The organism is Thalassotalea atypica (genome assembly GCF_030295975.1).
In the GTDB taxonomy this organism is placed as follows: domain Bacteria; phylum Pseudomonadota; class Gammaproteobacteria; order Enterobacterales; family Alteromonadaceae; genus Thalassotalea_F; species Thalassotalea_F atypica.
The window spans coordinates 459,155-483,756 of record NZ_AP027364.1; the positions used below are offsets into that span (position 1 = coordinate 459,155).

The following is a 24,602-nucleotide window of genomic DNA, read 5'->3' on the forward strand; positions in this document are numbered from 1 at the left end:
ATTTTAGCTTCATATATAAATGGGCTGCTCACCGTATTTTTCACACGAGGTTTTACTCTATATGACATTGCTTTTGCTTTACATTTTTGTCGCGATTGCTTTTTCTTTTCTTTGTTCGATTCTTGAAGCGGTTCTACTAAGCGTCAATTCAGCCTACATCACTATGCTGAACAATGACAATAAGCCCGCAGGTAAGCTTTATAAGCACTGGAAACAAGATATTGGTAAGCCGCTTGCTGCGATATTGTCGTTAAATACGATTGCTCATACCATAGGGGCTGCAGGTGCAGGTGCACAGGCTGCGGCTGTTTTTGGTAATGCATATCTTGGCGTATTTTCTGCCATTTTAACGCTACTGATCTTGGTGTTTTCTGAAATTATTCCTAAAACGATAGGAGCTCGCTACTGGCGAGTATTGGCACCAGTTTCCGCTTATATATTGAAATACATGATTTTGATTTTATACCCTTTTGTCAAGTTGGCAGAAGTATTAACCAAAAGCTCTGAAAGTAAGCCAACACTTAGCGGCTTTAGCCGTGAAGAATTTTCGGCGATGGCTGATTTAAGTACCGAAGAAGGACAGCTCGAAGAGCACGAATCAAAACTGCTCAAAAATCTCTTATTGTTAAGAAATATGCGCGTAAAAGATGCAATGACACCAAGAACAGTTATGTTTAGCTTGTCTGACCGCTTATTGGTAGAAGAGTATTTTCATAAGTACGATAAGGTATTTTTCTCTAGGGTACCGATATATAAAGAAAGCGGTGATGATATCTATGGCTATGTTTTTCGCAGTGATTTATTACTGGCACAGGCAAGAGAAAACGGCAGCCAACAATTAAAAAACTATGTACGCCCGTTACCTGCCATATTATCGACCATGCCGTTAAAGAATGCGTTTAATCAGTTATTAAAAGAACGCGCTCATATCATGATGGCAGTTAATGAATATGGGGTGGTACAAGGGATCATCACCTTAGAAGATGTAATAGAGACAGTACTAGGCTTGGAGATTGTTGATGAAAAAGATCAGGCCATTGATATGCAAAAAGAAGCACGGAAATTGTGGCGAAAAAGAGCGAAAGAAAAAGGCATAGAGATATAAAATTAATTGATAAACTTCCTAACATCAATGGCTTGGATATGTTCATCGAGGGCTAAAAAGTCTTTCAAGATAGCAGTATGACCTTGGCCTCCAATCACCAAAATACGCTCATTCGGCTGCGCGAACTGCTGTATTTTTGCGTACATTCTAAAGTTTCGATGCCACCAGCTAGACGCAGCTCTCGCCCCCTCAAACTCACCATCGGTTGAAACGGAATTAGTAAGTAGATACAGAGCCTTATTTTGTTGGTCAAACTTAGGATCATTGTGTTTCAGCAAAAGCTCAGATAGCGACAGGGCTTGGTGGTCTTTGTTGCCTTGCTCGGTAAAATGATTAATTTTTTCATCAAAGGCCTTTTGCAGTGTTGGCGCAGATGTCGGCATGGTTTCAAATAATCGCTCGGCATCCCAACCTATTGCTCTATCGTCAAAAGTCGCTATTGGCACATTGCCTGCGGCTTTTGCCACGCGAAAGCCGAGTTGGTATATCTCATTTACTGGCAATTCTAAATTTCCCTGCAGATATTGCTTATACTTTGCCTGCACTGCGGGATCATTTTTAGGGTTGTATTCCACTAAAACCAACGTAGGGTTATAGTCTTTGACTATTGCCGCTGACAATTTCTGTAAATACTGTTGTGACTCGGGAGCCATGACATCAAGGTGTCTTATTTTTACCGTGTCTTTTCCTGGACTGCTAAAGTGAAACACCCCCAACATCATTACTTGCGCTTTGGTTGCCTCGATAGATTTTGCTATAGCCGAAGTGAGGTTAACAATTGGCAACAGTAATGCAATAACCAACAGTATGTGCTTCATATTGAACGTTCCTAAATTGAGTATCCAACAGACTATCTAAAATATAGGGAGTTGCTCAAAATAACAACAGCTTGCATATACAACTATTAACTTAAGAAAAGTTAATTGCCATCGAAAGCTAGAGCTTATCAATAAGATCTAACCGTATTCAATTTCTTGTTGCTGATACAGATACCCTTGCACGTTCAATGATATGTTCGCAATTGATGCCCGTTGGCAAATTGCCAAACACATGCCCAGTTATGGATTGAGCAAGTCGAGAGTCACAAAATCCTTTGGCTATGTCGCTATCACCATTTTGTAATAGTAATGCGCCTTGAAAACAAAGGGCCATCAACTCAACAGTACTTCGTGCGCGGTACTCTACATCACGCACATTTGTTAACTCTTGCATTAAGTTTGCTAGTGCCACGTCAAAGTTAGGGTGCATGCCATGGCTTAATTTCAACTCCTCGATGAACACCGTTAAACTGTCAGGTATCTTGTGCAATGTTCGAAGCATATCTAGGCATTGTACATTACCGCTACCTTCCCATATTGAGTTGATCGGCGCTTCACGATATAGCCTAGGCATAATGGTTGTCTCCATGACACCACTGCCGCCAATACATTCCATCGCTTCAAACGCATGTTCAACTTGTCGCTTACAAATCCAATACTTGCCTATTGACGTGCCAATACGTACTAAATGCTCTTCACTTTTTGAGGATGATTTATGGTCGAGCGCACGAGCTATACGCATTGTCATTGCTAAAGCGGCTTCACTTTCAATAATTAAATCAGCAAGTACATTTTGCATCAAAGGCTGCTCAGTTAACCGCGCACCAAAAGCGAAGCGCTGACTACAATGGTGCACTGCTTGTACTACGGCTTGGCGCATCCCTGCAGCCGAGCCAATCATGCAATCAAATCGCGTCATAGCTACCATGTCGATAATAGTTCTTACGCCGTGACCTTCTTCACCGACCATTAGTGCATAAGCGCCACGCAGCTCCGTTTCACTTGATGCGTTAGCCACATTGCCCATTTTGAGTTTAAGTTGCTGAATTTGCATTGGGTTTTTTGTACCATCCGGTCTCCATCTTGGTAAAAAGAAACAAGACAACCCCTTTGCTGTTTTTGCGAGCACTAAAAATGCGTCGGACATCGGCGCGGAAACAAAGTATTTATGCCCGACCAGGCTGTAAGCCCTGCTGTCTTCTTGTCCTTCGATAGAGACTGCCGTTGTGGTGTTGGATTGAACATCTGAGCCGCCTTGCTTTTCCGTCATTGCCATTCCGATGGTAATACCCGATTTTTGTTCCAATGGGATATTTCGATGGTCGTATTCAGTGGCCATAATTTGTGAACCATATTTAGCCAAAATATCCGGCTGATTGATCAGAGCTGGAATGGCCGCTGAGGTCATCGTGATAGGGCATAAATGCGCAGCTTCCACCTGAGTTTGCATATAAAACTTTGCCGCTCGAGCAACCTGGGCGCCGCTCTTCGGTGCTGTCCAATGGACTGAATGGATGCCATGTTCAATCGAGGTTTTCATTAGTTGATGATAGGCTGGATGAAAATGTACTTCGTCTACGCGATAACCAAGTGGATCGTGGCTGAAAAACTCAGGTTTGTTTGCATTGGCATCAAAACCAAGTTTTATAGATTCTTGTGTACCAGCAAGATCGCCAAATGCAACTAAATCATTTGTCGCCCAACTGGCTCCTTCCCGCAGTGTTGCTTCTTGTAATGCTATGTCTTGTTGATAAAGATTATAGTTTTCTAGCGCACAAGGGCGATTACTGACTTCGTGGGTATCTGCTTGCTGCAAAGGGTTTTGTTTGGTCATAGTACATTCAAATGAAGAAGTGAATACGTGTTCACACTTTATCAGGTTGGCTAAATCAAGAGAAGTTTTTATGATATATTCATGCAATTGTCGTGAGTTTAAGCATCTAGATAATGGTCTACAGAGCAACAGAAAAAACAAAAGCGCGAAAGGAAGCGAAGCGGCTAGCGCTGATTGAACAAGCAGTTGCCCAAATTCAGTTGGGCGGCTTTAATCACTTAACTATGGAATCTTTAGCTCAAGCTGCAGGCATTGCCGTAGGTACGGTGTACAAGTATTTCGAATCAAAAGCGGCGCTTTGTCAGGAAGTCTTTATACTTGCTACAGAAAAAGAAGTGTCGATAATTGCTGATATCGCCAAAGAAAAAGGTAGCGCAAGGCTTCGCTTAGAAAAAGCGATTGTTACCTTTTCACGGCGCGCGATGCATGCACAAAAACAAGCCTATGCTTTGATTTTCGAACCTGTTCATCCAAATGTTGAACGTGAACGACTGAAATATCGCGCGGCCTATGCAGTCATTTTTGAACAAGTGATTCAAGAAGGTATCATCAATAAAGAATTTGTCGACCAATCAAGCTCACTGGCTGCTACAGCCATTGTTGGTATTATTGCTGAAGTGTTAATAAGGCCATTGTCTCAGCCCATTGCTGAGGAACGTGAAGCGGAATTGTTAGATCAAATTAGGCAATTCTGTCTTCGTGCTATCGTAGTAAAATAGGACAGCACATAGCTTATGTTTTTTGGTATTGGTGATGATACACTAAGTAGGCGAGATACTAGGGCGATGAAAGCTGTGTTTGAGTTTAAACGTTTATTTACTGGGTTAATGACACTATTGGTGGTGATATTACTCGCTGGGCTTGTCACGTTCAAATTTATAAACTTATCGCCGACGTTGTCAGTAATCTCTGCTTCTACACACATGCAAGATACAACGAATACGTTAGCTCAAACTGACGGTGTGACGTTACGTATTAATCAAGCAGCACATTTTAATCACAGCCATCAAATAGCCATCGACTATATATTGGTGATGACTTTATCTTTTCTACTCGTGATAACTGTTAATTATCGCTACTATCTCTTGCCAATTCTCGCACCTCCTTGGTTCCAAATGCTTAAATACCGATCTCGATATAAGGTATCAGATGGGCGGACAAGTAATTTGCAGTATAAATCTCACGTTAAATACAGGTCTTAATTTCTTTTGTTTCAATGTGTCCCGATGAAATTAATTTTTTGCGGGAAAGATAGTTGCACTCAAAAAGAAAGGAATAAGATGAATAAATTAACAGTAATATTATGGTGTTTATTATTTGTAACGAGCGCTGTTTGCAATTACGTAAATGCGTCTGAGCATAATACCCATTCTCCAGAAGTTGACGCTGTAAATGTTAAGAAAACAATAAGTGGTGTCATTGATGTTCTAGAACAAGAATATCTTTTTCCGGAAAAAACTAAAATCATCGCTAAACGCTTAAATCAAAAAATCAGTACGTATTCACAAAATTTTTCTAGTGACGCCAGTACTGTTATTAAAGAGCTAAGTATGTTGATGCGTAGCGTTAGTGGTGATGGCTATTTAGAGCTAGTGCCGTCAACACGAGCCTTGTCCCTGAGTCATGCTCCGGTAATTGGCATGCAAGCAAATACTCAAGAATACGGCATTGAAGTGCCCCGCATCTTGGCGGGTAATATTGGTTATTTGAAAATTCACCACTTTTATCAAAGCCAAGCAGCAGAGCTGCAAGCCGCCAGTGCATTGGAAAAACTGGCAAGCACGACTGCGATAATCATTGATATAAGGTCAGCAGAAGGAGATTCTTACTCTCTAGTCCATTTTTTAATGAGCTACTTTGTAAATGATGACGTGGTGTTAACTGATGTTCTCTATGAACAACAGCGAAAAACAAAGGCCTTAGTACCAATTTCAGGGCTAGGTTCAACAGCTTTCAAGCAAAACTTTCCGCTCTTTATCTTAACTTCTGCCTTTGTTTCGGGCTCAGGTGAGTTCTTAAGTTACACACTCAAACATTTGGACAAAGCGGTGATTGTTGGTGAAAAAACAATGGGTGTTGCTTTGATTTCAAACAAGAGAAAAGTAAACGACATCATCAGTATCAACGTGCCAATCGCGATGCCAATACATCCAGTAACCAAATCAAACTGGGAAGGTGAGGGGGTTGTTCCTGATTATCCTGTTGAAGCGGTGAACAGTTTCGACATGGCTTACGAATTGGCACTAGATAGCCGTCATGACTCCCTAACAAATAAGATAAATGAGCCAAGACAGTAATTATTATTCTAGTGTCTGCCGTTTGGTTAAATGTATGAAAAAAAAGGTGCTGTTGCTGCACCTTTTTAAAAAACAATTTAACCATATAGCTTTGTGTTTATTGTTCAAATGCTGCTTTCAAAAACTTGAGGACTTTTTTCCGAGATTTAAATGCTTGTTTTCGGTTCGGTGAAAGGGTGACACTTCCGCCTTGGCCAAGGTGCGCAAAAATATCATCAACCACTAATTCTTGCTCTAGTCGATCCCATGCGTGATAAGCATTTTTATACATATTTAAACTGACATACTCGCGATCTTCGTTGGAGAGTGAGTCAACTAGGTTTTCACAAGTATCCGGCAGATCGTAATCGTCAAATTCGGCAGCTTGGATGAGCACAGGTGCACCAGTTAAATTATTAAGCTCAAAGCCGGGAAGAAAATTGTATGCCCAACAGACGGGATAATGTGCAATATGAGCGGCAAATTGGTATGGGAAGTCATTAGCTGGTGCATACTGCTGAGTTGCAGATAGCAATGAAACAACGCCGCCCCAAGAAAACCCAAGCACAGCAATTCTTTCACTATCTATCTCCGGTTTATTAGCTAAGTAAGCTAATGCTGCAAAAGCATCTGGTATGGTTTCTTGAACCGAACTTGGCCTATTTTGTGTGCCGCCGAGCAAGCCTCTTGCTGCCCACATATCCAGCTCTAATGTGGCAATACCTGCTCTATTTAATTTTCTAGCGTAGAATTTTCCGGTACGGTCTATGCCACCAGAGCTATGAAGAATAACGACCGCCGGCATCGGTTCTTCGATATTTCTTGGTAATCGATATTGCGCTGAAACCGTTATTTCTGACTCGAGTAATGTAACGGGAAAGTTCACATAGTAAATATAGGGTTGTTGAGTGTCTGCAACCACTTTCATGGTAAACAGCAACATTCCGCACAGCAGTGCGATTTGTTTAGACATTATTAATTCCTTTTAATTGTTTGTTTTAGGCTAATTTAAGTCACATTAAGTGCATAGCAATCCATATTTCTTATGCACTTTCTATTAGTTATCAAAATGTGTTTATTTTCGTTTGAAAGCTTTGCAATGGTAGACACTGCCAACACCTTTTGTCAAAGGTATTTATTTTCACGATCAAATTGCGTGATACGATTAACTAATCCTTGGCAACCACATGCCCATCGCGGCACCAAAAATACCAATGCCCATAACAATTGTTGAACAGATGATAAATAAAGATGTACTAAGTACCATTGCATTATTTTTTGTCTTTTGAGCGCGCACATATAGTTCAACACCAAGTAGTGGAATTGCGTATTGTGAAATAGCCAAAAAAGTTAAAAAAGGTCCTGCAAAGGTTTTTGGATCAAATCCTACTGGGCCACCATTGACAAGCAACCAGAACATTAAGCCAACGCGAAAAAACCACACGCCACTAACAACCATGAATAATCGCAATGCCCAACGGCGGTGAATGTCAATTTTACGTTTTATTGCATATTTAACAGTGAGCGCTGCAAAGGCTAGAATTAAAAGCCCGTTGATGGTGATGCTGATATGTTGTGATAAATCGCCGACACCGTTTTTAGTCCACACCATAAATACACCAGTAATTGACAATGCAACAGCTAAGCTCAAGTAAACACGCCCATTAATACGGTGAAATTTTGGTGCACGCTGGCGTATTTGTGGAATAAATTGTAAGGCACCGGCTGTGATCATGACAATAGCAAATAATATATGAATGATAACCGCGATGTTTCCCCATATTTCGCCAGGTACATAACCGTGTGGCAGTACTTTATTCCATTGTTCAAGATTACCATTTATGGCAGATATGCCATAAAAGCTCACTAGGTAGTAAACAAAAAATAGTTGGCCAACAATGGCGGTGAAAAACCATATCTGTGCACTATGTTTTAATGATTTTTTTGCAAAAGTGTTTAGATTTGTGCTGTTATTTGACGCCGCAATGATAGCTTCAGCCATGATAAGCTCCCTTTAATTTTTTTCTCAAAGCAGCAATACTGATACCAATCTAACATAGCTCTTTACTATCAGTTGGTTAGGCTAATTTTTAAGTCTTAGTAAATTCTTCATTTATAAAAGAAGTGGGCATATTCACTGCTTTTTGGTCAAATTGAGCATCGGTGTTTTGGTGCTCGCCTGGCAAAACATGCGCCCTGGTTTACCCCATCAACACTATAAATCCTCTACTATCTTTTGTTCTATGAGCCAAAGCCTATCTTGCCCAAAGACCGATTGATTATTGTATATAAAACTGGGCACACCCCATAAGTTATGTGCGTAAAGCTCTGCAAGGTTTTCATTAGCCCACTGACGCCACTCTTGATTTTTTACGATCTGTTTTGCATGAAGCCAATCTAAACCCGATTTTTCAACAATTGCTTTCAGTCCTTTATCTGTATCTGATTGGACTCCTTGTGTCCAAACTGCAGTGGCATAGTTTTTCAAAAAATTGATTTCTTTTCCTTCAGTTTTTGCGTAGTCAAACAGTGCATAGCATCGTTCAACACCTTTGCCTAAAGGATCTGCAATAAAGCCAAACGGTATACCATATTTTTTAGCTTCCCGTTTCGCGTCATGTAAGATGTAAGATCTTTTAGCCGAAGGGACTGGTAAATCGCGCATTACCATAGGTAAAACAGGCTTAATGACTAAAGGCGTTTGGTAATGCTCCGCTAGTTTAATAACTCTAATTAGGCCAATATAAGAATATGGACTCCTAAGTGACCAATAAACTTCGATGGGTTTTGCCTTGAAACAGTCGATTTTCGATTGCTTGGTTACCGTGCCGTGGTTGAACGCCAAAACGTGCTGATCGCGATGAAAGTAAAAAAGTGGTTGGCTATTGGATTTTAACTGTTGGAGTAGCCGCTTTTCTAAATGATGTAGTCGATCCAGACCCCAATAATACTCACCTTCAAAATATAAGCTACCAGAAAGGTAGTGACCTTTCTTCTTCTGAGCAAGTTCGTTTTCCAGAAGCTGATCAGCAAGTAGGTTTAGAGTTTCCGACGATTTCTCATCAAGTTGAAGCTCTGTGTCATTGCCATGCCAATAATGGTCGAACAAGGTGAGGGCTTTGTCTATAAATGTAGAGTCCTGTTCTAGTGCAACAAGTCGGCACGAGAACTCTTTTGTCTCTATGTTGCTATTTAACGGTGATGTTGGAAAGGAAAGATTAAACAACTTTGATAAGTATTGAGCATCATTAAAGGCATTTTTTTGCCATAACGGGTATTCAGGGTACATGGCCTTTTGCACTTCATGCACAATTTTAAATTGATAGTAAAGATTAAACCTTGCTTGAAATGTCTTTAACACTTGAAGTAAAAGATAGCTATAAGGATCATCAATACGTAGACAAACAATCACTATTTTAGGTGACTTTGTCAGCTGCCTTTTATAGTGAAATATCAATCTCTTAGTGTTTAACAAGGCGTCACTGGTCAATAGTCTTGCAATATACGGTTTTATTAGATTTAACAAGGCGTGGCTCTACTTCTATTTGTATCAGGGTTGCTATAAAGATAGTAAATTCACTTAGAACACCGAAAGCATCATTTTAATACTAAGGGCTAGCAATAAAGTTGCAAAAATCTTTTTTAACGTGGCCATAGGGAGCTTATTGGCAAAATTTGCACCTATCGGTGCGCTGATAAAACCACATATTGAGAGAATAACCACTGCAGGTAAATGGACAAATCCAATGATGCCGCTATTTTCCAACGAAGAACTTACCTCAATATTCCAGCCGTTGATTAAGTAACCCAAGCTGCCTGCAATTGCTAAGGGAAAACCAATCGCCGCGGATGTACCAATCGCTTTCTTAATGTCATTTCCTAAACTGACCAAATAGGGCACAGTGAGCGAACCTCCGCCAATGGCAACTAAAGTCGAAATACTGCCAATTCCTAAGGCTGGAAACATCGAGGCCTGTTTTGCATGTTCAGCTGATAGCGGTTTTTTACCGCCAAATGCCATTTTGAAAGATACATAAGCCATAAAAATAGTAAAAAAGAGGGCGAGTGCTTTTGAATTAATATACACAACGACGAAGGTAGTGATGAATGCGCCAACAATAATCGCAGGAACCATCTTCTTTACTATCGGCCAAAGGACGTTTTTGTGTTTATTGTGCGCCAACATACTCGATAAAGAAGTGGCTACAATGGTGGTCATTGATGTACCAAGGGCTAAATGAACAACGTATGTGCTTTCAACGTGGTTTGCGAGAAAAAGGGAAGTCAATACGGGGACAAAAATGCCACCACCACCGATCCCCAATAAACCCGCCATAAACCCTACGGAGGTGCCAAGTGCGATGAGCTGCAATATTAACTCTACTGTCATGATAGATATCGGAATATTATTATTAGTTAGAGCATATACTCTGACACATTGTGCGAATGATCACCAGTTGTCACTCTTTAATAGGGAAAACGTCACGCGTTAATGTTGTTTGTTTTAGATCAAGAGTACTTGTTGTAATGATTGAATATCAAAACAATAGCTAGTAATATAAATGAGAATCGTTATCAATAGCGATAGTTTTTCAAAGGTTAATATATGACCCTCTCTAATTTACAAAAAAAACAACGCGCACGTATTACCGCGTTGCCAAAAGATCTTGCACTCGCTAGCCGATTGATGGAACAAGGCTTTGTTCCTAATGTAGAAGTTGAAATGGCAAACGCAGCACCTTTTAAAGGGCCAGTAGCGTTTTATTTACACGGCACTAAAATTAGTATTCAGCATGCCTTAGCGGCGCAAATTTGTGTTGAGCCAGCATAAAATCAACGCAGAGTAATAGATATGTCAAAGAAGTTTGTCCTTGCAGGCTTTGCCAATTCAGGCAAAACCACCTTATTTAATCAACTAACCAGCACCAAGCAAAAAACGGGTAATTGGGCTGGCGTTACAGTCTCGGTAAAACAACAAACCGTTCTATTTAATGGTGAATCAGTTATTTTTACTGATATTCCTGGAGTGCCTTCTTTAGCAAAAAGACAGCAACAAAGTAGCGATCTATCGATCACGCATGACTACCTGCAACAAGAAAAAATTGATTGTATTATTAATGTGGTTGATGCAACTCAGCTACAACGCCAGCTGTATTTGACAACCCAATTACTTGAGCTTGGTTTACCAATGTTGGTGGTGCTGAGTAAATCTGATCGCAAAGAAGCTGCGAAAGTAGACATTGAAAAATTGACCAGTGAATTAGGCTGCCCTGTGATGGAGCTTGATAGTCGCGCACCTTCTTCATTTGAGATAATTGCTCAAGCCCTAACTGTAATGCCTACTTGTTCTAAGTTACCGCCTAAGATGGCTCTGCCTGAGTCTTTGGCAAACAACTTGGAACAAAATGAGCAAAGCTTATTGGATATCGAGTGTTCGTTAACAACTCAGTGCTCAAATTGTGCACAAGATAATGACACCGTGATGCAAATCATGCAGGCGCGATATAACTTTGTCGAACAAACTTTATTGGCCTCAACAATTTCAAAAAGTGAAGCAAAAAGCCTAAGCGAGCGTATCGATAATATAGTACTTCATCCGTTAATGGGGATTCCTGTGTTCTTACTGATGATGTATCTGTTATTTATGTTTGCTATCAATGTCGGTAGTGCATTCATAGACTTTTTCGATATTTTAGCCGGTGCAATTTTTGTCGAGTACCCAGCAGAGTTATTAGCACCGTTTAACATGCCAGCATGGTCTTTAACAATAGTTGAAGGCTTTGGTAGCGGTATTCAAACTGTGGCCACGTTCATTCCTGTTATTGTCTGTTTATTCATTGGTTTATCAATACTTGAAACCAGTGGATATTTGGCACGTGCCGCCTTTGTCGTTGAAAATGTAATGCACAAAATAGGTCTGCCAGGTAAAGCCTTTGTCCCGCTTATTGTAGGATTCGGCTGCACCGTTCCGGCGGTTATGTCTGCCCGTGTGCTTGATAGCGAAAGAGAGCGAATTACGACCATTATGATGTCACCGTTCATGTCGTGCGGGGCAAGGTTGCCTGTTTATGCTTTATTTGCCGCGGCGTTTTTTCCTGAGTCTGGGCAGAATATAGTGTTTTTGCTGTATTTAATAGGTATTGCAGCGGCCATTTTCACCGGTTTCCTGTTGAAAATAACGGTATTGTCTGGCTCAAATTCGGTTAGCATCATGGAATTACCACTTTATGAAATGCCACAGCTTACTGAATTGATTAGACGAGTTTGGCGCCGAACTCGATCATTTGTCATGGGGGCCGGTAAAACAATTGTTTTGGTGGTTTGCTTTTTAAACTTTTTCAATTCGTTAGGCACTGATGGACAGTTTGGCCATCATGATTCAGACAGCTCTGTATTGTCAAAAGGGGCTCAAGTGGTAACACCTTTGTTGTCGCCTATAGGTATTAAAGAAGAAAACTGGCAAGCAAGCGTAGGTATCATTACGGGGATATTTGCTAAAGAAGCGCTAGTGGCGACATTTAACAGCTTATATTCTCCAACCAAGCCAGACGGTGGCGATGATCTTAATTTTGGCGATATTTGGACCGATGCAACGGGAAGCATAAAAGAGAACTTAATGGGTATTGTCCCAGAAGATCCGTTGGGAGTTGATGTTGGTGATGTCTCAGATTTAGCCGTCGCTGCCCAAGAGCAAGAAGTTGAAGTTACTACCTATACCGCAATGCAAAACGCTTTTGCCGGTCAAATTGGTGCGTTTAGCTATCTATTATTTATATTGCTCTATACGCCGTGTGCAGCCGCAATGGGCGCGATTAAAAATGAAGTGGGCAACCGCTGGGCAATATTTGCAGCGCTTTGGAGCTTTACATTCGCCTACCTCGTCTCTACTTTTGTTTACCAAGTCACTCAACTACCAACAAACACCTTGTTTGCAGTGGTCAGTTTGACGATGGTAATGGTGATCTTTAGTGCAATTTACTTATGGCTGAAGCATCAAGGGAAGCAGATCTTAACTCTGCCTGTAAGGGTCAGTTACGCAAAATAGTTTTATGGCAGTATCATATATAGTGATTATCCCCCTATCTAGAACTCAGCACTGATGGGGAGGATACCCCGTAGCTTTTATTCACTCGCTTAACAAAATATGCTAGTTTAGTCAGCATAATCATCTTAATAAGAAAGCAAAGTTGCTTTGCTGTATGCGTCGTTGTTAACTGAGCGCTGAGGTTACTTTAATCATGACAAAATCTATATTTTTTTCTCTTATTCGGGTCGTTTTTGTGACTGTTATCAGCCTCAACGCTTCGCTTGCAACATATGCTAATACACCCTCCGAGATGGCTGATTTAAGCCTACAAGAATTATTTGCGCTATCAACTGATGAAATGGAATCACAAACCTACAGTACTTGGCAGTTCAATTTTTTATATAAACGTTCCGACTTAGATGGTTACTTAGAGGGTTCTTCTAAAATAAGCGATCAGGACGTCTTGTTCGAAAAGCATGAACAAAGAACCTCTGAGAATTTCCCGGTGTTACCGACGGTAATTTCACAAGAGACTTATATCGCTAATATCAGTTACTTTTTAAGTGCAGATCAAAATATTAGTGTTAGCATTCCCTACATAGAACAAAGTACCGATCATGAAAGTATTGTCCCCAATTATGATGAATTTAATATTAGTTCAGACGGGATAGGTGATATTACGGTGAATTACTCAGGTCTAATTGGTAGTTGGGAACGTCGACGTATTTCTTACTCTATTGGTCTTTCATTTCCATCCGGCTCCATTGATGAACAAGGAGATACGCCTAGAGCTCCTGGCAATCAGCAGCTGCCTTATACAATGCAATTGGGCTCTGGTACTTGGGATATCCCTGTGGGTATCAGTTATATCGAAGACAAAGTGGGCTATAGTTGGGGCGCTAATGTTTTTGCGAAAACGAGGATGGGCAAGAACGATCGGGATTATCGCTTAGGTAATCGATTTGCAGTCTCTGTATGGAATAAATGGTATGTCAACGAACATTTTCATCCTTTAGCTAAGGTTGTGTTTCAAGATTGGGGACATATATTTGGCCAAGACGACGAAATTACAGTGCCGCATGCCAAATTTCCTTACCCTGCTGGCATAACAAACCCTCACAATTATGGTGGACAAAAAATAAATCTGGTTGTTGGTGGTGACATTTACTTAGGGACTCAAGTACTAACTCTCGAGGTTGGTGCGCCTATTTATCAAAATTTGAATGGTATACAACCTAAAGAAACCGTACATTTCAGCCTCAGTTGGCAAAGTCATCTTTAAATGAGTCGATAATTTTGCCTTATCAAGCGGTTAATTCAAACAGAGTGACTAAATGGCCTAAACATGTTTGCTGGTGCCTAATATTACTGCTGAGCTCGTTTTCTATCAGTGCTGAAACGAAAATTACAAAACACCATCAGATTATGGCGGGACTTTTACTGCATTTAACCTCGTTCACGCATTGGCCGGTATTGGAATCTGATGACTTTCAATTGTGTATTTTAGGGAACGATCCATTCAAAAGTTATTTAGATAGTATGGTGAAGCGCCGTCCTAAAAATAGAAGTGGACAAGTGATAGTGATCCGCCGCTTAGATCAGTCATCGCTCCAACCTTTATCAAACTGCCAACTTATTTTCGTAGCCCCTTCACATTATGAAGCCTTATGGCAGCAGATTCCGCCCTCACACCCAATTCTATTAGTCAGTCAAAGTGATAATTTTATCAGCCAAGGAGGAATGATTAACTTTGCGATGGATAAGAAAAAAGTAAGATTGGAAGTTAACTTACCTGCAGTACAGGCGGCAAATCTTAAAATTAGCTCAGAGTTACTGAAACACGCCAAGGTTATCGAAGGGACTCCTCATCAACAGTTTAAAACTGAACGAGGTGTAAATGTTTCGAAATAAATTCATTTCTATTCGGCACAAGCTTATTTTCCTGATGGTCGTCGTAAGTACGCTTGTTATGAGTGTCGCCTCAATATTGTTTTATAAAAATGAAGTCAATATTTTGGAAAATTCAGTCATTGAAAGCGGCCAAATGCAAGCTGCAATTATCGGCTCGTCGTTAGCTTCAGCGATTATTTTTGACGATGAAATTTCCGCCAACTCAACGCTGCGATTATTGGACAAAAACAAACAAGTAAAATACGCAGCGGTACGCTTACCTAATGGCAGTTTATTTGCCGAGTTTAGTAAAGACGACGCAAATAAGAGCAGTAATTTAGAAAGCAGTGAACCTTTAAGCACTTGGACGTCGCGACCAGCTAATAACCAACAAGCCAACGTCATACTAGGAAAAGAATATCTGGAAGTGATTGAAGTAATTAGTGAGCAAGGAAGCAGCATTGGCTACCTCTACATTAAAACCTCGTTAGACCGATTGTCTCAACAGCGAATCTATTATGGTCAGATATTCTCATACGTTTTCTTATTTAGCTTATTTCTGGCATTTATTCTTTCATCAGCAGCCCAACGCATTATTACGCAGCCATTAAGAGTGATGGTGGATTATGTGCAAGCGCTTAGTACCACCAAAGACTACCGAAGACGCTTGAGACTTCATAAAAATGATGAGCTTGGCATGTTGGCCAATGGCTTTAATCATATGCTAAATGTAGTTGCTGAACGCGAACAAGAATTGAAAAATCAGAGCAGTAACCTACAAGCCATTGTGGATGAACGTACAGAGCAGCTATACCACAAAGCCCATTTTGATTCATTAACGTTATTACCGAATCGCTATTTGTTATCAGATCGCCTTGAACATGCCATTTTAACAGCCGACCGAAAAAAAGAAGGTCTGGCTATTTTATTCATGGATTTGGATCGGTTCAAACTCATCAACGACAGTTTAGGGCATGATGTTGGTGATGAACTACTAAAGGCTGCAGCAAACCGATTGAAAGAAATAAGTCGTGATTCTGATACGGTAGCACGTCTAGGTGGTGATGAATTTATCTATCTTGCAGAAGGAATAGAAAAGCCAGAAGATGCGGGCAGAATTGCACAAAAGATTAACGAAGTTTTCAAAACACCTTTTGTGTTAGCGAACTATGTATTGCATGTGTCTACCAGTATAGGTATCAGTGTATACCCCAGCGATGGCCAAGAAAGTAGCCATTTACTGAAAAATGCAGATGTCAGTATGTATCATGCTAAAGAGCAAGGCCCAGGGAGTTATTGTTTCTATCGAGATGAAATGAACCAGACCATTCACCAACGATTAGAAATTGAAAATCAATTGCGTAATGCCATTGATAACAATGAGTTTCATCTTGTTTTTCAACCACAGTTATGTGTCAACACAAACGATATCGTCAAGCTCGAAGCGCTTTTACGCTGGACGAATCCTGAATTGGGCTGTATTTCTCCTGCTGAGTTTATTCCGATAGCAGAAGAAATTGGCATGATCAATCAGCTAGGCAAATGGGTGATCAATGAAGCTTGTCGCCATCAAAAATTTTGGCAAGAAAAGAAGGTCAGAGTGGCAGTGAATGTCTCATCAAGTCAATTACTTGATGTCAGCTTAGTTGATTACATTAAATCGGTGATTAATGAACACCAAACCGAATTCGAAGATTTGGAGTTTGAAATCACAGAAGAAGTCTTTTTAGAGCATTCTCAACGTACGATAGGTGTGTTGTCAGAACTTCAATATTTGGGTATCAAGATTGCTATTGATGATTTTGGTACAGGGTACTCTTCCTTGAGCTATCTTAAAGATTTACCTGTAGATACTTTAAAACTCGATGGCATGTTTGTGATGGATCTCGATGAAAATCGCACTAGTCGTGGTATTGTGTCGTCGACCATTATTCTTGCACATAGCCTAAATTTGAAGATTGTCGCTGAGTGTGTTGAAACGAAGCAACAGCTTGACTTTCTCAAGTCACAACAATGTGATTACGTGCAAGGCTTCTACTTACATAAACCATTAACTGCAGACGAAGTCATTCGGCTTTTATAACCAAAAATTCATATAAGCGCGAACAAATTATTAATAACTTCTTGCTAACTATCCTTGAGGTAAGTAATGTGTTGTTATGCAAACACGCCTTAAAAACAGAAAAGAACAAATTGTTTCCACAGCCCTAGAGCTGTTGCAAACTCATGGCTATGAAAACTTCAGTTATTTAGATATTGCCAATAAACTTGGTATCACCAAAGCGAGCGTTCATCACCATTTTCCAAAAAAGCCAGATTTAGGTGTAGCCTTATGTGAGGCTATTCAAACTTGGCACGCAGGTGAATTTGGCAAAATATTGACGATGCATTGTACTGCTAAAGAGAAGCTAGATACGTACATCAATGCGATGCTGCGTTTTTCTTGTGGTAAGAATAAAATTTGTCCACTGAGTAGTCTGCAAGCGGATATTCCTTCATTGCCTGACGGTATGAAAAATGCCTTAAAAAAACTAGACGAACATGAGCTTGGCTTTATTAGTCAAATACTAGAGCAAGGTCTGGAAGATGGGACATTTAACTTCCCCGGCGCGGCATCTAGTCAAGCCGTTTTGTTGGTGCTGAGCTGTAAAGGAGCGCTGCAGTATTCTAGATTGCATGGCAATGAAATGTTTGAACAAACTATTCATCAGATGAACACTCTGTTAGTGACAAATACTTAAGCGCCTTGGCGTAACGACTTTAATGAGAGCTAAACCCGAAGGTTGAGGGCACAGCGATAAAAAATTTTACCCTGTTAACTATCCTCGAGGAAAGTTAACGGTAAAAATTAACAAATGAGGTAACAATGGAAAACTTATTCAAACCGATTAATTTAGGACCGTTAGCGTTAAACAATAGAATTGCTATGGCACCCATGACGCGCAGTTTCTCAAAAGGTAATGTACCCAATGATCTTGTTGTGGAGTATTACCGCAAACGTGCAGAAGGTGGCGTTGGTTTAATTATAACCGAAGGCACATGTGTCGGACATAAGGCCGCATCTGGCTATCCTAATGTGCCGTTTATTGCAGGCGATGAAGCGCTAGCTGGATGGAAAAAAGTCGTTGATGCAGTGCATCATGCTGGCGGTAAAATAGCACCACAATTGTGGCATGTTGGGGCTATTCGTAAACCGGGTGTAGAGCCAGGTGGCGATACGCTAGGTTTTGGCCCATCAGGTATGGCAATGCCTGGAAAAGTCACCGGACATGTTATGACTAAACAAGATATTGCAGAGGTTATTGAGTCTTTCGCGCAGGCGGCGGCTGACGCCAAAGCCATAGGCTTTGATGCTGTAGAAATTCATGGCGCGCATGGTTACCTACTCGATCAATTTTTCTGGTCTGAAACCAATGTTCGTGATGATGAATACGGTGGCGATTTAGCCGGGCGTTCACGCTTTTCCATTGAGCTTGTTGCCGCAGTAAGAAAAGCGGTAGGCGAAGATTATCCAATTATCTTCAGATTTTCCCAGTGGAAGCAGCAAGATTATAGTGCTCGTTTAGTCGAGACGGCGGAAGCTTTAGAAGCATTTTTAGCGCCGTTAGTGACCGCTGGAGTAGATATCTTTCACTGCTCAACGCGCCGTTTTTGGGAGCCAGAATTTGAAGGTAGTAACTTAAACCTTGCTGGCTGGGTTAAAAAATTAACAGGCAAACCAACCATCACAGTGGGCAGTGTTGGCCTAAGTAACGATTTTCTACCTAATGACGGCACAGCTAATTTTAGAGACGCCGAAACCGCTAATTTAGACAACCTGGTTGAACGAGTGAATAACGATGAATTCGATTTAGTTGCAGTGGGCAGAGCATTGATTTCAAATCCTGATTGGGTTGAGAAAGTGAAAAAAGGTCAGTTTGAACACTTAGTACCTTTTGATAAACAACAGTTAATGTCATTGGTTTAGGTCGAGACACTGACAAATCAAAAGCGCTATTCATTGACCATGACTAGCGCTTTTTTTGCTTGAACGCTTGTGCAATAAAATATGGCTTCGGTACTTACTATCGCCATAATTAATGTTGACGCTTATCAATAAAACTTCTGCTCTGTGGTGTTTCTGTCATACTTTATTGATAATTAGGATAAACTAAGTCAATTGAAGTTATCCGCGCATTCGTGTGCTTATTTTTACAGAAAGTGAAGGTCAAACATGCTCAATATTTCAGAGCCGCCAAGCAAACAACAAGACGTCAGTGGTTTTAATCACCCTATATTTGAATTGGCGTTTAGATCGTATTTTCTAATGGGGTCCTTTACTTCTATTGTTGCGCTGATCATTTGGTTGGCAAACTTAAACGGTATTTTTACTTTCGATTTATCAGGCTTGTCGCCAACAATTTGGCATGCGCATGAGATGATTTTTGGTTTTGCTGCCACGGTAGCCGTCGGTTTCATCTTAACCGCAGTACAAACTTGGGCAGGGCGGCCAAGCATAACTAAAAAGCCACTGGCTGCGTTAATTCTGTTATGGATTGCTGTCAGGTTGAGCGTTTGGGTTAACACAGAAACCAGTATTTATTTAGCGATAGCGCTGCAGTCGATGTGGTGGCTGAGTGTGATTTATTGTTACGCCAATATAGTGCTCAAAGCGCAAAATCGCCGCAACTACCTATTTATTCCAATTTTGACGTTTATGGGCATACTCAATATTGCTTTGCTGTTGCTTGATATTAAAGGTGAGAGTCAAATGGCGCTTCACTTAGCCCGAACAGGTGTGATGTTATTTACCTTGTTAATGACTATTGTCGGTGGGCGTGTCATCCCATTTTTTACGGTCAGAGGAGCTAATACTAGCCCTATTAAGATGCCGCCTTTATTTGAGTATGTAAATTTAGTGGCAGTAATTTGTTCAGTCATTGTTTATGCATTAGGCCCCAACTTGATTTCAATAACTGTGTTCAGTGTCATCATGTTGATTACGGGTTTCTTACAGCTGATACGTATCGTTTTTTGGCGGACAATAAAAACCATTTCTGTGCCATTATTGTGGTCATTACATTTATCTTATTTACTTATGGCTATTGGTACATTGTTACTTGGAGCCAGCCAGCTAAATGTAGGAGTTCAGGTTAGCAGCGCACTGCATTTAATCACGATTGGCGCGGTAGGATTGATGATCATATCAATGATGAGTCGTGTCTCTTTAGGCCATACGGGTCGAATGTTAACGCCAAGGCCAGTCATTAGCTGGGCGTTTATGATGATTGTATTAGCCGCTGTAATTCGTGTTGTATTTCCATATTTTGGGCTTATGGTTGAAGCATGGGCGCTGAGTGTCATACTTTGGGTTGTCGCGCACTTGATCTTCTTATTTGTCTATATTCCTATCTTAACCAGTCCACGAGTCCCATAAGTCCTGATTCATTCATCATGAGAATGGCGTAGCTAGTAAACGTTTGTCTGGCTAGCTACGCGAATTAATTTGAAACAAATTGCCCCTTCGAGCGAACTTTATTACAGCGTATGATGTCTGTAATAACTAAAGGCGAATAATTGTACAATTAGCTTGTTACTATTTAATGAGTCTTATCATCGAGAGTCAGTATAAAACTGACCAAGTAAACAAAGTCATACGGGTAATCTATGAATATAAAATCGACGTTTAATGGTATCCTTGTGAGCGCAATGTTTTGCTCAATAACGACCTCTACAATGGCATTTGCCGATGGGCTGTCAGACCTAAAATCGGCTTTAGAGCGCCTCCAAGGAAACAGCCCAATTTCAGCAATACTTGAAGCAACGATCATTGAAAACCAAGGTGAAGGAAAAGATAAGGTCGTTAAAAACGGCAATGTTGAAATTAACCTACAAGATGGTGAGCAGGGTCTACAAATCACCTATAGCAATCAAGTGCTTAAAAATGCCGATGAAGAATCCAATTTAAGAGTGAAAGACGAAGATGCAGACACGCCGACACTTAATGCGGTGGATAGGCTCGAGGCAACAGAATTAAGAGCACTTTTGTCTTCGGCGTCTTCATTGTTACGTCGTCTAGAGCAGGCGACATTTATTGATGAACAAGAGGTCGTTTACTACGGCAAAGCGGTTCGAGTATTAAATTTTGAACTGCCCATGAGAACCATTGTGAACAATAAGAAGACCCGAGAATATGTTGATAAGTTTGAAGGTAAATTCCAAGTAATCATTGACGATGATGGGACCCCGTTAGAAACGCAATTGAACTTTAAAGGCAATGGCCGCGCTTATATCGTATTAAGTTTGAAAGCCTATGGTACAGGTACCACTAAATTTAAAGTGGTCAATGAACGGTTAGTGACTGTACATCAAGAATTTACCAACGGTTATGAATCAACTTTTGGCGAGCGAGAAACGACTCAAACTATTCAATTAAATTTATAAGTGAAAAAAGCGATGACTGAAATAGATTGTCATCGCCACAGCGGCTTTCGATGCTCTATTGGGAGAATATATACTCGAAAGTGGCTAATAACTTATCTGACAAATAATCATCTTCATGTTGTACAGCCAGTAATGTTGATAATGTTACTGGTTTAACGCAACCTAAATATTGTTGAGTGTTTGTAATTGGGCTTTTGTTGGTTACACCAGCTTGCTCTATCAATTTACTCTCTTCGCTACAGCCATTTTTTAACGCCCATAGCGCAATAGTGTCATTAACAGAAGCAATATTACCCATTTGTCGACCCGCAAACGGTACGTCGAGATCAGCACTGCTGTGCATATGATGGATGGCAAGTGGAGTTGAGGTGGTACAGTTAGCTGTGTCGCCTCGGTATTGACCTGCTAGCGAAATGATAGCGGTTAATTTTTCAGGCATTTCACAGGCCAGCTTATAAGCCATAAACCCGCCGGCTGAATAACCTAAAATGTAGACATTTTGTGTTGAAAATTCGTAACTAGCTTGAACATTGTCAATCAACGCATTGATAAAGTTAATATCATTATTGGTGCCATTATTGCCGGTATTATTGCTGTCCCATTGATAGTCACTGCCGTTACCTTCAGGGGCGATAGAAATAAGGTTATATTTATCGGCAATGCTCTTACCATCAAAAATATCAAATACCTTGCTTGGGGTTCCTGGTGCGCCGTGTAGGTATATAGCAATGCCATTATAACTTTGTTGGTTGGCTGGCTTATAAACAATACTACTGCGCTCGTCTACGGTTAAACATTCTTGCTCATTGGTTAAGTTTAAGTCGTCGCAAGCTTTTTCTAGAGGTACTGGTGTTATTGGAACTGGCTTTGTGTTGCTACTGTTGCCACCGCCACCGCAGGCTGTGAGCAACGTGACAGAGACTAATAAGATAACCTTGGCAACACTTGCTGTTATTATTCGATTAAGCATAATTTTTCCTTACTATTTAATTTGTAAATTTAGCTTGGAAAAAGTTGAGCGCAGAGGCAATAATGGCAAGATAATGAAATGATAATGATTTTGTAATGTTAGCTAAATCAATAACAAAAGGCTAAAAATGGAGTTTAAGTTTAACGACTTTGTCGTGAATGAAAGTGCGTACACGCTTAAAAAAAACGCCATGTTTTTGGACGTTGAACCTCGTGTATTTCAATTGTTATGTTTCTTTTGTAAAAATGTGGCGCGTCCTATATCAAGAGATGAGCTCATCGAAGAAGTGTGGCAAGGACGAATTGTTAGTTATGCTGCTATTAATCGAGCGGTAGGTGAGCTACGAAAAGTTATAGAAGATGATGCCAGTAAACCTTTATTTATCGTCACAATCAGTAAAGTTGGTTATCAATTTCAAGCAGACATTGAACAAACTAGCCAATCGATTAACCAAGACAAAAGTAGTTCATCTAAGCCATCGTTAGAACCTGTTATTGAAAGCCAACAATCTTCGGATAAGTCGTCAACTAGGCGGTTCACATCTGCACTATCCATCATTTCGGTGCTTACCTTGCTGACAGTTGGCACAATTGTTTGGTTGCAATATGCTGATCAACCTGCAGAGAACAGCTCACCACAATATACTGCCGGTCAAGCTATTCCCATCACAACTAAAAAAGGCAGCGAATTTAAACCTGACGTTAGTCATGTAGATTCACGTATCGTTTACTTAAGAAAAGAACACCCGCAAGACAATGCACAGTTATGGTTGACGGCGGGTGAGCGAAGACCGTTAAAACTGACCTCAGATAATAACTATTATACTTATGCTATTTTTGCTGATGATGAGACGGTGTTCGCCAGCCGCTTTGATAACCTCACCTCGCGGGCCTGTGAAATTGTGAAGATTAACATCGTCACACGAGCTATAGCTAAAGTGCTTGATTGTGGTGAGCGAGCGTTAACCTATTTGGCCTATAACACTATGCAGGATAAGTTGTATTTTAATGACCGAGAACAAGTCACTGACCCTTATTCAATTGTTAGTTATCATTTAAAGACAGGACGAAAACAGCAATTAACTCGTGCAATACCGGATGGTAATATGCGCGGCGACTTTATGTTTGCCTTGTCTCCAACTCAGCAACAAATGGCAGTATTTGAATACCAAGCTGACGGCACCGCACTATTGAAGGTTATTTCATTGAATAATCACAGCGAAATCAAACGTTATTCGACATATATTGGTGTCTCTGGTTTAGATTGGATAGATGATCGCACAGTATTAGTGTCAAATGCTAAAGGGGTATTGAGCTTTGATATCAATACCCGCGAAAGCCAAACGCTTATTGAGGCTGAGGGAACAGGACAGGCGTCTTTCAATCGTCAAGATCGCAGCATTTATTACGTTCGAGGTGATGTTACGCAAAATATCTATCAAGTGGCTTATGATCAGAAAAGCGCTTCTGCGCCACAGGCACTCACTCAATCTCCGTACAGTAACTATCATCCGGTATTTGCCAGTACTTCAAATGAATTTGTTTTTGTCTCAAACGATACTGGTGATTGGCAAGTACACCGCTCTGATGATGGACAGGCATTAATCTTTCCCGAGAAAATTAAACATTTTTCTAATATTAAATGGAGCCCTGATGACAAATTTTTGCTAGCGACCATTAATAGCCGTTTATTTGAATATCAATTTATGTCGCAACAATGGAGTGAGGTTAAAACTGGCTTATCAAATATTCATTTCGTCGCATTCATGGGCAATGAACAGGTGGTGGTTAGTAGTGATGATGACGGTGAATGGCAGCTATGGTCAGTTGATTTAACTTCAAAGCACATACAGAAACTGACGGTTTATGGTGGATACAGTGCCGCTTTTTCAGCGCTGAGCAAAACACTTTATTTTACCAAGTTCAATCAAACCGGACTCTACAAACTTGAGATAGACAAAAGTAATGAACAACTGGTCGACCCTACATTTAAAATTACTGACTGGAATAAATGGCAAGTGAGAAACGATTCTCTTTATTCTCCTCATGAGCACGGGATAATAAGCAGGAGTTTGGCTGACTTAAGTCAGACGAAGGTCTGGCAATTAGCATCTAACCGGCCACGGTATTTCTCTGTGAACTTTGATGAGAGTCTGATTGCTTATCGCGTTGTTGAAGCATCAAAATCTGGTATTTGGAAAAGCGAGTTAATAAAAAAAGGCAACTGATGTTGCCCTTAATTTCAAACGTTTTGATTGTA

At 40.5% G+C, this 24,602-nt stretch carries 21 protein-coding genes; 14 read left to right on the forward strand and 7 right to left on the reverse strand.

Features of this window, described 5'->3' with window-relative positions; all coding sequences use genetic code 11:
* Nucleotides 1-61: 61 nt before the first annotated feature.
* Nucleotides 62-1,105, forward strand: a complete 1,044-nt coding sequence (locus QUE03_RS02165; RefSeq protein WP_286264632.1) for a CNNM domain-containing protein — start codon at nucleotides 62-64, stop codon at nucleotides 1,103-1,105.
* Between the two features lie 2 nt (nucleotides 1,106-1,107).
* Here QUE03_RS02165 and QUE03_RS02170 read toward each other — a convergent pair whose 3' ends face one another.
* Nucleotides 1,108-1,923 carry a DUF5694 domain-containing protein gene (locus QUE03_RS02170; RefSeq protein ID WP_286264633.1) on the reverse strand — a complete coding sequence of 272 codons (816 nt, stop codon included), beginning with the start codon at nucleotides 1,921-1,923 and terminating at the stop codon, nucleotides 1,108-1,110.
* Between the two features lie 148 nt (nucleotides 1,924-2,071).
* Complete coding sequence (locus tag QUE03_RS02175) at nucleotides 2,072-3,757, reverse strand: acyl-CoA dehydrogenase family protein (protein ID WP_286264635.1); 1,686 nt, start codon at nucleotides 3,755-3,757, stop codon at nucleotides 2,072-2,074.
* Between the two features lie 113 nt (nucleotides 3,758-3,870).
* Here QUE03_RS02175 and QUE03_RS02180 point away from each other — a divergent pair, with 113 nt between their 5' ends.
* From QUE03_RS02180 to QUE03_RS02190, 3 genes are all read left to right on the forward strand, one after another.
* Nucleotides 3,871-4,476 carry a TetR/AcrR family transcriptional regulator gene (locus tag QUE03_RS02180; RefSeq protein WP_286264637.1) on the forward strand — a complete coding sequence of 202 codons (606 nt, stop codon included), beginning with the start codon at nucleotides 3,871-3,873 and terminating at the stop codon, nucleotides 4,474-4,476.
* A gap of 15 nt (nucleotides 4,477-4,491) precedes the next feature.
* Nucleotides 4,492-4,959: a hypothetical protein gene (locus QUE03_RS02185; protein WP_286264638.1), complete on the forward strand. Its 468-nt coding sequence runs from the start codon at nucleotides 4,492-4,494 to the stop codon at nucleotides 4,957-4,959.
* 78 nt (nucleotides 4,960-5,037) lie between these two features.
* Nucleotides 5,038-6,054, forward strand: a complete 1,017-nt coding sequence (locus QUE03_RS02190) for a S41 family peptidase (protein ID WP_286264639.1) — start codon at nucleotides 5,038-5,040, stop codon at nucleotides 6,052-6,054.
* A gap of 97 nt (nucleotides 6,055-6,151) precedes the next feature.
* On the opposite strand, the gene QUE03_RS02195 is transcribed toward QUE03_RS02190, so the two are convergent.
* From QUE03_RS02195 to QUE03_RS02210, 4 genes are all read right to left on the reverse strand, one after another.
* A complete protein-coding gene (locus tag QUE03_RS02195) occupies nucleotides 6,152-7,006 on the reverse strand; it encodes a dienelactone hydrolase family protein (protein WP_286264641.1) in 855 nt (284 codons plus the stop codon).
* Nucleotides 7,007-7,198: 192 nt separating this feature from the next.
* The gene (locus tag QUE03_RS02200; RefSeq protein ID WP_286264643.1) at nucleotides 7,199-8,035 is read right to left on the reverse strand and encodes a DUF2306 domain-containing protein; all 837 of its coding nucleotides are present in this window, start codon (nucleotides 8,033-8,035) and stop codon (nucleotides 7,199-7,201) included.
* Between the two features lie 213 nt (nucleotides 8,036-8,248).
* Nucleotides 8,249-9,559 (reverse strand): DsbA family protein, encoded by a 1,311-nt coding sequence (locus QUE03_RS02205; protein ID WP_286264646.1) that lies wholly within the window; start codon nucleotides 9,557-9,559, stop codon nucleotides 8,249-8,251.
* 54 nt (nucleotides 9,560-9,613) lie between these two features.
* Nucleotides 9,614-10,423 (reverse strand): sulfite exporter TauE/SafE family protein, encoded by an 810-nt coding sequence (locus QUE03_RS02210; RefSeq protein ID WP_286264648.1) that lies wholly within the window; start codon nucleotides 10,421-10,423, stop codon nucleotides 9,614-9,616.
* A gap of 216 nt (nucleotides 10,424-10,639) precedes the next feature.
* Between QUE03_RS02210 and QUE03_RS02215 the strand changes: the two genes are divergently transcribed.
* The 9 genes from QUE03_RS02215 to QUE03_RS02255 all read left to right on the forward strand — a co-directional run bounded on the left by QUE03_RS02215 (nucleotide 10,640) and on the right by QUE03_RS02255 (nucleotide 21,373).
* Nucleotides 10,640-10,864, forward strand: coding sequence for a FeoA family protein (locus QUE03_RS02215; protein WP_286264650.1), 225 nt, complete (start codon nucleotides 10,640-10,642; stop codon nucleotides 10,862-10,864).
* Nucleotides 10,865-10,885: 21 nt separating this feature from the next.
* A complete protein-coding gene (gene feoB, locus QUE03_RS02220) occupies nucleotides 10,886-13,078 on the forward strand; it encodes a ferrous iron transport protein B (protein ID WP_286264652.1) in 2,193 nt (730 codons plus the stop codon).
* Between the two features lie 193 nt (nucleotides 13,079-13,271).
* Entirely contained in the window at nucleotides 13,272-14,342 is a 1,071-nt protein-coding gene (locus tag QUE03_RS02225) for a hypothetical protein (protein WP_286264654.1), read from the forward strand.
* A gap of 143 nt (nucleotides 14,343-14,485) precedes the next feature.
* Nucleotides 14,486-14,971: a YfiR family protein gene (locus QUE03_RS02230; RefSeq protein WP_286264656.1), complete on the forward strand. Its 486-nt coding sequence runs from the start codon at nucleotides 14,486-14,488 to the stop codon at nucleotides 14,969-14,971.
* The gene (locus QUE03_RS02235) at nucleotides 14,958-17,033 is read left to right on the forward strand and encodes an EAL domain-containing protein (protein ID WP_286264658.1); all 2,076 of its coding nucleotides are present in this window, start codon (nucleotides 14,958-14,960) and stop codon (nucleotides 17,031-17,033) included. Before QUE03_RS02230 ends, QUE03_RS02235 begins: the two co-directional genes overlap by 14 nt.
* 76 nt (nucleotides 17,034-17,109) lie before the next feature.
* Nucleotides 17,110-17,691 (forward strand): TetR/AcrR family transcriptional regulator, encoded by a 582-nt coding sequence (locus tag QUE03_RS02240; protein ID WP_286264660.1) that lies wholly within the window; start codon nucleotides 17,110-17,112, stop codon nucleotides 17,689-17,691.
* A 125-nt stretch (nucleotides 17,692-17,816) separates the two neighbouring features.
* Nucleotides 17,817-18,917, forward strand: a complete 1,101-nt coding sequence (locus tag QUE03_RS02245; RefSeq protein WP_286264662.1) for an NADH:flavin oxidoreductase — start codon at nucleotides 17,817-17,819, stop codon at nucleotides 18,915-18,917.
* Nucleotides 18,918-19,163: 246 nt separating this feature from the next.
* Nucleotides 19,164-20,366: an NnrS family protein gene (locus QUE03_RS02250; protein WP_286264684.1), complete on the forward strand. Its 1,203-nt coding sequence runs from the start codon at nucleotides 19,164-19,166 to the stop codon at nucleotides 20,364-20,366.
* Between the two features lie 230 nt (nucleotides 20,367-20,596).
* Nucleotides 20,597-21,373 carry a hypothetical protein gene (locus QUE03_RS02255; RefSeq protein ID WP_286264686.1) on the forward strand — a complete coding sequence of 259 codons (777 nt, stop codon included), beginning with the start codon at nucleotides 20,597-20,599 and terminating at the stop codon, nucleotides 21,371-21,373.
* Nucleotides 21,374-21,428: 55 nt separating this feature from the next.
* Here QUE03_RS02255 and QUE03_RS02260 read toward each other — a convergent pair whose 3' ends face one another.
* Entirely contained in the window at nucleotides 21,429-22,343 is a 915-nt protein-coding gene (locus QUE03_RS02260; protein ID WP_286264688.1) for a CE1 family esterase, read from the reverse strand.
* Nucleotides 22,344-22,470: 127 nt separating this feature from the next.
* On the opposite strand from QUE03_RS02260, the gene QUE03_RS02265 reads away from it, so the two are divergent.
* Nucleotides 22,471-24,570: a winged helix-turn-helix domain-containing protein gene (locus QUE03_RS02265; RefSeq protein WP_286264690.1), complete on the forward strand. Its 2,100-nt coding sequence runs from the start codon at nucleotides 22,471-22,473 to the stop codon at nucleotides 24,568-24,570.
* Nucleotides 24,571-24,602: the final 32 nt, after the last annotated feature.